Below are 12122 nucleotides of genomic sequence, written 5' to 3' on the forward strand. Positions count from 1 at the left end.
GCTCTATCAAAAGTGAGCCGCCGTAAGGGCGGAACCCATATCAGCCGTTACCGCAGCAACGGATATGTACTCAAAGGCGCCCTACTCAATCCCCACCTGATTACGCCCATTATGCTTGGCCGTATACAACCCCTTATCCGCCGCCATGATCAGTTGCCGGCAATCGGTCCCCTGCTGCGGGGTCACCGTCGACAAGCCAATGCTGATAGTCAGGCTGGAACCCTCGGCCGGGGCAATATGCGGAATCTTCAACGCCGCCACCGCCATGCGCAGTTTCTCGGCGACCAACCGCGCACCACCCGGCGAGGTGTTCGGCAATACCAGGGCAAACTCTTCACCACCATAACGCGCCGGCAGATCCGAAGGCCGGCTGCTGGCTTCACGGATGGTCGCCGCGACCTTGCGCAGCGCCTCATCACCTTCGACGTGGCCGAAGCTGTCGTTGTAGGTCTTGAAGAAGTCCACATCGATCATCAGCAGCGACAACTGGGTCTGGTCACGCATGGCACGACGCCACTCCAGCTCCAGGTACTCGTCAAAGTGGCGACGGTTGGACAGCCCGGTCAGGCCATCGGAGTTCATCAGGCGTTGCAGCACCAGGTTGGTGTCGAGCAGTTGCTGCTGGCTGACCCGCAACGCACGGTAAGCCGCGTCACGCTGCAACAGGGTCATGTAGGAGCGCGAGTGATAGCGAATGCGCGCCACCAGCTCGATGTTGTCCGGCAACTTCACCAGGTAATCGTTGGCCCCGGCCGAGAACGCCGCGCTCTTGATCAGCGGGTCTTCCTTGGTGGACAGCACGATGATCGGGATATTGGCCGTGGCCGGGTGGTTGCGGTACTCGCGCACCAGCGTCAGGCCGTCCAGGCCGGGCATCACCAGGTCCTGCAGGATCACGGTCGGCTTGATGCGGATCGCCTGGGCAATCGCCTGGTGCGGGTCGGCGCAGAAGTGGAAGTCGATGTTTTCTTCGTGGGCCAGGCCACGCCGCACGGCTTCGCCGATCATGGCCTGGTCGTCGACCAGCAACACCATGGCGGCGTTTTCGTCGGTCTTGATGTCGTCGATCTGTAAATCATTCATGTGCAGTCACCTGAATTACTACCAGCAAGCCAGCACTGCGGGAGGTCGCGTTCATTTTGCAAAGACCTCCATCAGTCGGGGCGCAATTCTATCCAGTGGGCGAATTTCAACAGCAGCGTCAATCGCCGCCGCCGCTTTGGGCATGCCATACACCGCCGAGCTCTGCTGATCCTGGGCGATGGTCAAATATCCTTGTTCACGCAGCAACTTGAGGCCCTGGGCACCGTCGCGCCCCATGCCCGTCAGCAGTACGCCGACGGCGTCACCGTCCCAATGGCTGGCGACGCTCTCGAAAAACACGTCGATGGACGGCCGGTAAATCTCGTTCACCGGCTCTGCGGTATAGGCTAGCGTGCCATTTTTCAACAGGCGAATATGATGGTTGGTGCCGGCCAGCAACACTACGCCGCTTTGTGGCGGTTCGCCTTCGCGGGCCAGGCGTACCGGCAGGCCGGAGGCGCTGCCCAGCCACTCGGCCATGCCCGCAGCGAACACCTGGTCCACATGCTGCACCAGCACAATGGCGGCCGGAAAGTCCCGGGGCAACCCCTTGAGCAGGATTTCCAGGGCAGCCGGGCCGCCCGCCGAAGAACCAATGGCCACCAGGCGCTGGCGTTTGCCGCCGGTGCGCTGAGGCGCGGTTTCGGCGCGCACGCGGCTGCCACGCTGGCCGATCAGCCAGCCAATATTGAGGATCTTGCGCAACAACGGCGCCGCCGCATCCTTGGGGTTGCCCACGCCGAGCGCCGGGGTGTCCACCACGTCCAGCGCGCCGTGGCCCATGGCCTCGAATACCCGGCTCATATTGGCCTGGCGGTCGACCGTCACCAACAGAATGGCGCACGGCGTCTCGGCCATGATCTGTCGGGTGGCCTCCACACCATCCATCACCGGCATGATCAGGTCCATCAGGATCAGATCCGGGGTCAGTTCAGCGCAGCGTTGCACGGCCTCCAGGCCATTATTGGCCACCCAGGCCACCTCGTGCGCGGGCTCGAAACTCAGGGCACGACGCAACGCCTCTACTGCCAGGGGCATGTCATTGACGATCGCAATCCTCATGCCCGGGCTCCTCCAATCAGCTCGACCACGGCGTCCAACAGGGCGTCATCGTGGAAACTGGCCTTGGCTAAATAATAGTCGGCACCGGCGTCCAGTCCACGGCGCCGGTCTTCTTCGCGATCCTTGTACGACACCACCATCACCGGCAACGATTGCAGGCGACTGTCACGGCGCAAGAGTGTGACCAATTCAATACCGTCCATACGAGGCATATCAATGTCAGTGATGAGCAGGTCGAAGTCTTCGGACCGCAACGCGTTCCAGCCGTCCATGCCATCGACCGCAACGGCCACTTCATAACCACGATTAAGTAACAATTTGCGTTGCAGCTCGCGCACAGTCAGCGAGTCATCCACCACCAGCACGCGTTTGCGCGGCGCCTCGGTGGCCTGCTGGCTACGCCGGGCGATGCGTTCCAGGCGCCCGGTGTTGAGCAGCTTATCCACCGAACGCAGCATATCTTCAACGTCGACGATCAACACCACCGAGCCGTCGTCCAGCAACGCCCCGGCAGAAATATCCTGGACCTTGCCCAGGCGATCATCCAGCGGCAACACCACCAACGTGCGTTCGCCGATAAAGCGCTCCACCGCAATGCCATACACCGCGTCGCGCTCGCGGATCACCACCACCTTCAGCGTTTCTTCATTGCTCTGCCCCGCCGGGCGCTGCAACAACTGGCTGGCGGCAACCAGGCCGACATGCCGGCCCTCATGCCAGAAGTGCTGGCGGCCTTCCAACTGCACAATGTCATCGGGTGCCAGGTCGCACATGCGTTCGATATGCGCCAGCGGGAAGGCATAGGCCTCTTCGCCGACTTCCACCACCAGGCTGCGCACCACCGACAAGGTCAGCGGCACCTCCAGGTGGAAGCGGCTGCCCTGCCCTGCCGTCTGCTCCAGCACCACGGCGCCGCGCAGCTGGCGGACCATATGCTGCACCGCATCCAGGCCCACGCCACGCCCGGACACTTCGGTGACTTTGTCACGCAGGCTGAAGCCCGGCAGGAACAGGAACGTCAGCAGCTCCTCTTCGCTCAGGCGCAACGCCGTTTCCAGCGGTGACAAGTGCCGGTCGACGATAGTGCCGCGCAGGCGCTCAAGGTCGACACCATTGCCATCGTCGCTCAACTCCAGCACCAGCAAGCCGGCCTGGTGGGAGGCGCGCAGACGAATCAGGCCTTCCGCCGGCTTGCCCGCCAGTATCCGTTGCTCAGGCATTTCGATGCCATGGTCGACGGCATTGCGCAGCAAGTGGGTCAGCGGCGCTTCGAGCTTTTCCAGTACATCACGGTCGACCTGGGTCTTTTCGCCCTCGATCTCCAGGCGCACCTGCTTGCCCAGGCTGCGGCCGAGGTCGCGCACCATGCGCACTTGCCCGGCCAGCACATCGGCAAACGGGCGCATGCGACAGGCCAGCGCGGTGTCGTAAAGCACCTGGGCACGCTGCCCGGCCTGCCAGCCGAACTCATCCAGCTCGGCGGTTTTTTCCGCGAGCAAGGCCTGGGCCTCGCTCAACAGCCGACGGGTATCGGCCAGGGCTTCCTGGGCTTCCAGGTTCAGGTCCAGTGTCTTGAGCTGGCCATCCAGGGTGTCCAGGGCACGTACACCCTGGCTCTGGATACGCTTGAGGCGCTGCATGCTGGCCAGGTAAGGCTTGAGCCGTTGGGTTTCCACCAGGGACTTGCTGGACAAATCCAACAAGCTGTTCAAGCGCTCGGCAGTGACCCGCAACACCCGCTCGCCACCTTCGGTCATGCGCTTGTTCTGGCGCGCCGGTTCGCTGCTGACCGGCGGCGCCGGTTCTGGCTCCGCGGGCAGCTCCTCAACAACAGGCGCCGAGACCGGCGCCGGCTCGGGCGGCGGGGGTGCAACGGTTGGCACCGGCGCCTGGGACGGGTCGAGCAAACGCTCCATCAGCGCGACATAGCCTTCAATGTCTGCCGGCCCCACATCGTTGCCGGGGGTGGCGATACGCATCAGCAGGTCGGTGCCTTGCAGCAGCGCATCGATATGTTCGGGTTGCAGGTACAGGCGGCTTTCCTGGGCACTGACCAGGCAGTCCTCCATCACGTGGGCCACGCTGACCCCGGCGTCCACCCCGACAATCCGCGCCGCGCCCTTGAGCGAGTGCGCCGCACGCATGCAGGCTTCAAGCTGGTCGGCCTGGGTGGGGTTGCGTTCCAGGGCCAGCAGACCCGCGCTCAACACCTGGGTCTGCGCATCGGCTTCCAGGCTGAACAGTTCCAGCAGCGAGGCGTCGCGCATCTGGTCGGGGGTCATGTGAGGCTCCGGGTCACGGCAGACAACAATTGCGCCTCATCCAGCCAGCGCAGGCTGCGGCCTTTCCACTGCAACACACCCTGGGTGTAACGCGCACTGGCCTGGGTGCCCGAGGCCGATGCGGCTTTTAGTGTGCGTTCGTCGATGGCATGGATACCGTCGACTTCATCCACTGGCACTACCACCGGGCCATCCTGCGCGGCGATGATCAACATGCGTGGCATGACGCGTCCGCCCGTGGTGCCGGGGCTGGTGCTGTCCAGGCCAAGCAATTCCACCAGCGACAGGCACGCCACCAGCGCACCGCGCACGTTGGCCACGCCGAGCAAGGCACGGGAGCGTTGGTGCGGCAGGGAGTGAATCGGCTGCAACGGCGCCACTTCCACCAGGCAACGTGTGGCGATACCCAGCCACTCCTCGCCGAGGCGGAACATCAACAGGGAACGAGTGACCACATCCGTGGCCACTTCGGCCTCGGCCTGGGGGCGACGGTCGTCCTGTTGCAGGGCATAACGGTCCAGCAGGCGCGTGGCCGCCGCCGAATACACCGCGCAGTTACGGCAGTGAATGTGCTCCGCCAGCAACGGGCAGGACTTGTCACCGTGGATGCCGATGCGGTTCCAGCAGTCGTCGATGGCTTGGGTGTCGGCCAGGGTCAGGTCCAGGCCTGCGGTATCGAGCGCGTCGGGGCTACTCATCGTTTGGACTCACTGTCAGCTCGCTCGCTACGGGCGGCCCGCGCCTGCAGCCGGCGTGCCCCCGCACTGTCGCCCTGGGACTCGAGCAACGCAGCCAGGTGCATCAAGGCCTGCGGATGCTGGGGTTCCAGGTACAAGGCTTTTCGGTAATACCCCTGGGCTTCCAGGGCGCTACCGGCCACATCGCTGAGCAGCCCGAGCCAGTAGAACACCTGGGCGGCAGGCGGGTGGTTGCTTAAATACTGTTCACACGCCGCACGGGCCTCGGCACTTTTGCCTTCGTTGGCCAGGGTGGCGATCTGGCTGAGCAGGTTACCCGCATCGGTTTGCGCGGTTTTGATCGGCGTCACGGGGGGCGTGACGAGGCTGAACGGTCGCGGCTTGGGCGCAATCGGCGCCGCACTGCGCTGCTGCGGCACCGGCGCGGGCATCGGCACGAACACCGGCTCGGCCTTGACCGGCTCCGCATGCCGGCTGAACGCGAAAGACTGCGGCACGCCAATCGAGCGCATGCCGTGGCGCCCCAGCAGGCTGCCCTCGGCCGGGCCGATAAACAGCACGCCGTCCACATGGGTCAGGCCCTTGAGCACGTCGAACACTTGTTTCTGGGTCGGCTGGTCGAAATAGATCAGCAGGTTGCGGCAGAACACAAAGTCGTAGGTGGGCTCATTGGCCAACAGGGTCGGATCCAGCAAGTTGCCGACTTGCAGGCGCACCTGCTCGCGCACGCGGTCGTCGATGCGATAGCCGTCGGCCTGTTCGGTGAAATGGCGCTCACGAAAGCCAATATCGCCACCGCGAAACGAATTCTTGCCGTACACCCCACGCCGGGCGCGCTCCACCGACAGCGGGCTGACGTCCAGGCCCAGCACCTTGAATTGGTGCGGCGCCATCCCGGCATCCAGCAACGCCATGGCGATCGAATAGGGTTCTTCGCCGGTGGAGCACGGCAGGCTCAAAATGCGCAAGGCGCGCATCTGCTTGATCTCGGCCAGGCGCGCCACCGCGAGCCGGGCCAGGGTGGCAAATGATTCGGGGTAACGAAAGAACCAGGTCTCGGGGACGATCACCGCTTCGATCAGCGCTTGCTGTTCGTCATGGGAGCTTTGCAGGTGCTGCCAGTACTGGTCGGCCGTCTGCGCTTGCAGGGCCTGGCTGCGCTGGCGCACCGCACGGTCGATGATCGCTTCACCCACCGAGGCCACGTCCAGGCCGATGCGTTCCTTGAGGTAGGCCGAAAAGCGCGGGTCGCTGCTCATAGGCTCAGCTCGGCAGAAAACAACAGGGTACGCACGTCGTCGTTCAACAAGTCGTTGACGCCGATCCACTGCATCAAACCCTGGGCATCTTCGCGCACCGGGCCCAGGTACGGCGCCTGCGGGTTATCCAGGCCGTAGGGCTGGAACTCGGCGGGGTCGCAACGCAGGGTGTCAGTGGCTTGTTCCAGAATCAGCCCCAGCCAGCGGGCTTCGAGCCACGGTTGCGGCTGATAGTTGACCAGCACCAGGCGAGTGCTGGTGCGGGCCTGGGCGGCAGCACCGAACGTGAGGGCGCTGAGGTCGATGACCGGCACCAGCACGCCCCGGTGGGCAAAGATTCCCGCCACCCACACCGGCGCATGGGCGATGGGTTTGAGGGGCAGGCGAGGCAATACCTCGGCCACTTCCGTGGCCTTGAGGGCATAGCGCTCCTGGCCGATCCGAAACACCAGGTACAACGCCTTTTTCGCTGCCGGGACGGCGCCGCGTTTAGCCGCGAGGTCGCTCATCAGACTTTGAAACGCGACACGCCGCTGCGCAGACCGACCGCAACCTGGCTCAGTTCATCAATGGCAAAGCTGGCCTGGCGCAGCGACTCCACGGTCTGGCTGCTGGCATCGCCCAACTGCACTAGCGCGTGGTTGATCTGCTCGGCACCGGTGGCCTGGGCCTGCATGCCCTCGTTGACCATCAACACCCGCGGCGCCAGCGCCTGGACCTGGTGGATGATCTGCGACAGCTGTTCGCCCACTTGCTGCACTTCAAACATGCCACGGCGGACTTCTTCGGAGAACTTGTCCATGCCCATCACGCCCGCCGAGACCGCCGACTGGATCTCGCGCACCATTTGTTCAATATCGTAGGTGGCCACGGCGGTCTGGTCAGCCAGGCGGCGCACTTCGGTGGCCACCACGGCAAAGCCGCGCCCGTACTCACCGGCCTTCTCGGCCTCGATGGCCGCGTTGAGCGACAACAGGTTGGTCTGGTCGGCCACCTTCACGATGGTCACCACCACTTGGTTGATGTTGCCGGCCTTCTCGTTGAGGATCGCCAGCTTGGCGTTCACCAGGTCGGCGGCGCCCATCACCGAGTGCATGGTTTCTTCCATGCGGGCCAGGCCTTGCTGGCCGGAACCGGCGGCCACCGAGGCCTGGTCGGCGGCGGTCGACACTTCGGTCATGGTGCGCACCAGGTCCTTGGACGTGGCGGCAATCTCGCGGGACGTGGCACCAATTTCGGTGGTGGTGGCAGCGGTTTCAGTAGCGGTGGCCTGTTGCTGTTTGGAAGTGGCGGCAATCTCGGTGACCGAGGTGGTCACCTGCACCGAGGAGCGCTGGGCCTGGGACACCAGTGCGGTCAGCTCGGTCATCATGTCGTTGAAGCCGGTTTCCACCGCGTTGAACTCGTCTTTGCGCTCCAGGTTCAAGCGCTTGCTCAGATCGCCGTCACGCATGGTGCCGAGGATCGACACGATGCGCTGCATCGGCGCCATGATTGCGCGCATCAGCAGCAGACCGCACAGGCCGGCAGCGAGGACGGCGAACGCCAGCGACACAAACATGCTGACCTTGGCGGCGGCCACAGCGTCATCAATGGCGTTGGTCGCACGGTCAGCGACGTCCTTGTTTTCAGTGATGATGTCATTGAGCTTCATGCGCCCTGCCGTCCAGGCGGGCGTTAGAGTCGTGTTGAATTCCTTGCGCGCAGCGGCGAGGTCATTGCGCTGCAGGCTGTCGAGCACCACGGCCAGGCTCTTGTTGTAGGCCTGGTGCATGGCTTCGAATTTATCGAACTCGGCCTGATCGTCACGCCCGTTGATGGTTTTCTGGTAATTGGCCATCTGCGTCAGGATGCGCGCTTCGTAGGACTTGAAGTCGGCCTTGTCGGCGTCGGTCAGGCCCTTGTCGTCGCGCAGGCCGAGCAATTCCAGGGTTTGCAGGTAGCTGTCCACCCAGGCACTGCGGATCATCGAACTGAGATAAACCCCCGGCACGGCGTCATCGCGCACCGCCTCCTCACTGACCTCGATCTTGAGCAACCGTGAATAGGAGACCACAACCATTAACAGCATGATGGCGATAATGACCGCAAAGCTTGCCAAGATCCGTTGGCGCAAGGTCCAGTTCTTCACAGTAATTCCTCGAAGGGCCGATCAAATGCCGGGGAGTATAGCTGAGCAGAAGCCCTCATTTATCAATGGGTTTTGATGTAGCGATCACAGAAAGCAAATGTGGCAGCGGGCTTGCTCGCGAATGCGGTGGACCAGTCGGTAGATAGATGACTGATAAACCGCATTCGCGAGCAAGCCCGCTCCCACATTTTTGATCGGCGCGAGTCTGGAGTTTACTGATTCAGGCGCACCTGTTTTTCCAGTTCGGTCTTGAGGCCGGGCTCAAGCCTGAGCTGGCGCGCCAATTCGTCGAGGTAGGCCTTTTCCATGAAGTTTTCCTCATCCACCAGCATCACGCTGGCGATGTACATCTCGGCCGCCATTTCCGGGGTGCCCGCCGCTCGCGCCACGTCGGCCGGGTCCAGGGGCTTGTTCAGCTCGGCGTGCAGCCAGCTTTGCAGCTCACGGTCGTTATCCAGCTTGGTGAATTCGCCTTCGATCAGCGCACGTTCACGTTCATCCACATGGCCGTCGGCCTTGGCTGCCGCCACCAGTGCCTTGAGGATCGCCTGGCTGTGCTGCTCAACCTGGGCCGGCGGCAGGCGGTCGAGGGTCTGCGGCTCGCCCTTCGGCGCATTCGCCTGCTGCGCCTGCCAGTTGCCATAGGCCTTGTAGGCAATCACGCCCAGCGCTGCCAGCCCCCCGTAGGTCAGGGCTTTTCCGCCAAACTTGCGGGCTTTTTTATTGCCCAGCAGCAGCCCCATGGCGCCCGCCGCCAGGGCCCCGCCACCGGCGCCGCCGAGCAGGCTGCCCAGCCCGCCACCGCCGAGCAAGCCGCCAAGGGCGCCTTTATCCTCCTGTTTACGCGAGTCCCCGGCCTTGTTCTGCAGCATGTCCTGACCGGATTTGAGCAACTGATCGAGCAATCCACGGGTGTTCATAAGGAGCCTCCAGGCACTTGGGTACGTAGGACTAATAGGCCCCCAGCGTAAAACCAAGTGCCAAAAAGCCCCGATCTAGAGTGCTTCCAGATGTAACGCCACGGCCTTTCGATTAAAACGATATACACTCGAACAAATCTATAAAAATACCCCACTGGTAATTCCAGCATGATGACCTTGCGTCAAATCCGGCACTTTATCGCCGTGGCCGAGACAGGCTCGATCTCCGCCGCCGCGCAGACCGCCTTCATTTCCCAGTCGACCCTGACCCTGGCGATCCAGCAACTGGAGCAGGAAATCGGCGTCAACCTGTTCAACCGCCACGCCAAGGGCATGACCCTGACCCACCAGGGCCACCAGTTCCTGCGCCAGGCGCACTTGATCCTCGCCACCGTCGACAACGCCAAACGCAGCCTGCAACAGAGCACCGACCAGGTAGCCGGGCAGTTGATCATCGGCGTGACCAGCCTGGTGGCCGGCTATTACCTGGCTGACTTGCTCACCCGCTTCCAGCGCGCCTACCCCAATGTGGAAATCCGCGTGATGGAAGACGAGCGCCCGTATATCGAGCATTTGCTGGTCAGCGGCGAAATCGATGTGGGTGTGCTGATCCTCTCCAACCTCGAAGACCGCCACGCCCTGCAGACCGAAGTGCTCACCCACTCGCCCCACCGCCTATGGCTGCCGGCGCAGCACCCACTGCTGGAGCACGACAGCATCAACCTGGCCGACGTCGCCCGCGAGCCGCTGATCCAGCTGAACGTCGACGAAATGGGCCATAACGCCCAGCGCATGTGGGCCGGCGCCGGCCTGCAACCGCGCGTCACGTTGCGTACCGCCTCTACCGAAGCCGTACGAAGCCTGGTGGCGGCAGGGCTCGGCGTGTCGATCCAGCCGGACATGACTTACCGCCCGTGGTCGCTGGAGGGGGACATCATTGAAGCGCGACCGATTGCCGACCTCAGCCAGACCCTCGATGTAGGCTTGGCCTGGCGCCGTGGCACTGCGCGGCCGGCGCTGGTGGACCCGTTCCTGACGGTCGCCCGCGAACAGCCGCACCCACGCAAGCCATCTATTTAATCGAATGCTGCATTCAGTATTTAGTATTTGTTGACCTCGCGCCTGACCTCTAGTCTCTGCTTATCCCATAAGAGAAAGGTCAGGCGCTCGTAAGAGAACGCCCATGGCCATACAAGAAAAGAGATCGCGAAAAATGTCCGGCGCGCCCACCCCGCTGCTCACTGCGTTGCTGATCGACGGCGAACTGGTCCAGGGCCTGGGCTTTGCCGAGCCGATCCTCAACCCGGCCACCGGTGAAGTCCTCACCCAGATCGCCGAAGCCAGCACCGAACAGGTGGAAACCGCGATCCTCGCCGCCCACCGCGCCTTTGCCGGCTGGTCGCGCACCACGCCCCAACAACGTTCGAACATCCTGCTCGGCATCGCCGACGCCATCGAAAAACAAGCCGACTATTTGGCCCGCCTGGAATCCCTGAACTGCGGCAAGCCGTTGCACCTGGCGCGCCAGGATGACCTGAGCGCCACGGTCGACGTGTTCCGTTTTTTCGCCGGCGCCGTGCGCTGCCAGACCGGGCAACTGAGCGGCGAATACCTGCCGGGCTATACCAGCATGGTGCGCCGCGATCCTATCGGGGTGGTGGCGTCGATTGCGCCGTGGAACTACCCGTTGATGATGGCCGCATGGAAGATCGCGCCGGCCCTGGCCGCCGGCAATACCCTGGTGTTCAAGCCGTCGGAACATACGCCGCTGTCGATCCTGGCCCTGGCCCCCGCGCTTAAAGAGCTGTTGCCACGCGGCGTGATCAACATTCTGTGTGGCGGCGGCGAAGGCGTCGGCAGCCATCTGGTGAGCCACGCCAAAGTGCGCATGGTCTCGCTGACCGGCGATATCGTCACCGGGCAAAAGATCCTGCAAGCCGCGTCGAAAACCCTTAAACGCACGCACCTGGAACTGGGCGGCAAGGCCCCGGTGATCGTGTGTAACGACGCCGACCTGCAAGCCGTGGTCGAGGGCGTGCGCGCCTACGGTTATTACAACGCCGGCCAGGACTGCACCGCCGCGTGCCGCATCTACGCCCAGGCGGGTATCCACGACAAGTTGGTCGCCGAACTCGGCGCCGCCGTGAGCAGCCTGCGCTTTGCCGGCAAACGCGACGCCGACAACGAACTGGGCCCGCTGATCAGCACACGCCAGCGCGACCGCGTGGCCAGTTTTGTCGAACGCGCCCTCGGCCAGCCGCATATCGAACGCATCACCGGCGCCGCCGTGCATTCGGGCGCGGGCTTCTATTACCAGCCGACCCTGCTGGCCGGGTGCAAGCAGAACGATGAAATCGTGCAGCGCGAAGTGTTCGGCCCGGTGGTCACCGTGACCCGCTTCGACGAGCTGGAACAAGCCGTGGACTGGGCCAACGACTCCGAATACGGCCTGGCCTCGTCGGTGTGGACCCAGAACCTGGACAAGGCCATGCAAGTGGCCGCACGCCTGCAATACGGCTGCACCTGGATCAACAGCCATTTCATGCTGGTCAGCGAAATGCCCCACGGCGGCTTGAAGCGCTCGGGGTACGGGAAAGATCTGTCCAGCGATTCGCTACAGGACTACAGCGTGGTGCGGCACATCATGGCCCGCCACGGCCAGCATCTTTAAAACAACAACTAAGCTC

At 63.4% G+C, this 12122-nt stretch carries 10 protein-coding genes; 2 read left to right on the forward strand and 8 right to left on the reverse strand.

Going from position 1 to position 12122, the window contains the following annotated elements; genetic code table 11:
- Positions 1–81 precede the first annotated feature (81 nt).
- The 8 genes from HX792_RS03520 to HX792_RS03555 form a co-directional block, all read right to left on the reverse strand.
- Positions 82–1083: a PleD family two-component system response regulator gene (locus tag HX792_RS03520; RefSeq protein WP_176994790.1), complete on the reverse strand. Its 1002-nt coding sequence runs from the start codon at positions 1081–1083 to the stop codon at positions 82–84.
- 51 nt (positions 1084–1134) lie between these two features.
- Positions 1135–2145, reverse strand: a complete 1011-nt coding sequence (locus HX792_RS03525) for a chemotaxis response regulator protein-glutamate methylesterase (protein ID WP_176994791.1) — start codon at positions 2143–2145, stop codon at positions 1135–1137.
- Positions 2142–4427: a hybrid sensor histidine kinase/response regulator gene (locus HX792_RS03530; protein WP_176994792.1), complete on the reverse strand. Its 2286-nt coding sequence runs from the start codon at positions 4425–4427 to the stop codon at positions 2142–2144. The genes HX792_RS03525 and HX792_RS03530 overlap by 4 nt, the downstream gene beginning before the upstream one ends.
- Positions 4424–5125, reverse strand: coding sequence for a chemotaxis protein CheW (locus HX792_RS03535; protein WP_176994793.1), 702 nt, complete (start codon positions 5123–5125; stop codon positions 4424–4426). Before HX792_RS03535 ends, HX792_RS03530 begins: the two co-directional genes overlap by 4 nt.
- Positions 5122–6384, reverse strand: coding sequence for a protein-glutamate O-methyltransferase CheR (locus HX792_RS03540; protein ID WP_176994794.1), 1263 nt, complete (start codon positions 6382–6384; stop codon positions 5122–5124). Before HX792_RS03540 ends, HX792_RS03535 begins: the two co-directional genes overlap by 4 nt.
- A complete protein-coding gene (locus HX792_RS03545; protein WP_176994795.1) occupies positions 6381–6893 on the reverse strand; it encodes a chemotaxis protein CheW in 513 nt (170 codons plus the stop codon). The genes HX792_RS03540 and HX792_RS03545 overlap by 4 nt, the downstream gene beginning before the upstream one ends.
- Positions 6893–8515, reverse strand: a complete 1623-nt coding sequence (locus HX792_RS03550) for a methyl-accepting chemotaxis protein (protein WP_176994796.1) — start codon at positions 8513–8515, stop codon at positions 6893–6895. Before HX792_RS03550 ends, HX792_RS03545 begins: the two co-directional genes overlap by 1 nt.
- A gap of 212 nt (positions 8516–8727) precedes the next feature.
- Positions 8728–9435, reverse strand: a complete 708-nt coding sequence (locus tag HX792_RS03555) for a tellurite resistance TerB family protein (protein ID WP_176994797.1) — start codon at positions 9433–9435, stop codon at positions 8728–8730.
- A 168-nt stretch (positions 9436–9603) separates the two neighbouring features.
- Between HX792_RS03555 and HX792_RS03560 the strand changes: the two genes are divergently transcribed.
- Both HX792_RS03560 and HX792_RS03565 read left to right on the forward strand, forming a co-directional pair.
- Positions 9604–10515: a LysR family transcriptional regulator gene (locus HX792_RS03560; protein WP_101267138.1), complete on the forward strand. Its 912-nt coding sequence runs from the start codon at positions 9604–9606 to the stop codon at positions 10513–10515.
- A gap of 133 nt (positions 10516–10648) precedes the next feature.
- On the forward strand, positions 10649–12106 hold the full coding sequence (locus HX792_RS03565) for a gamma-aminobutyraldehyde dehydrogenase (RefSeq protein WP_176994798.1): 1458 nt from the start codon (positions 10649–10651) through the stop codon (positions 12104–12106).
- The last annotated feature ends 16 nt before the right edge of the window (positions 12107–12122 follow it).

Source organism: Pseudomonas sp. B6002, assembly GCF_013385985.1.
Lineage (GTDB): Bacteria > Pseudomonadota > Gammaproteobacteria > Pseudomonadales > Pseudomonadaceae > Aquipseudomonas.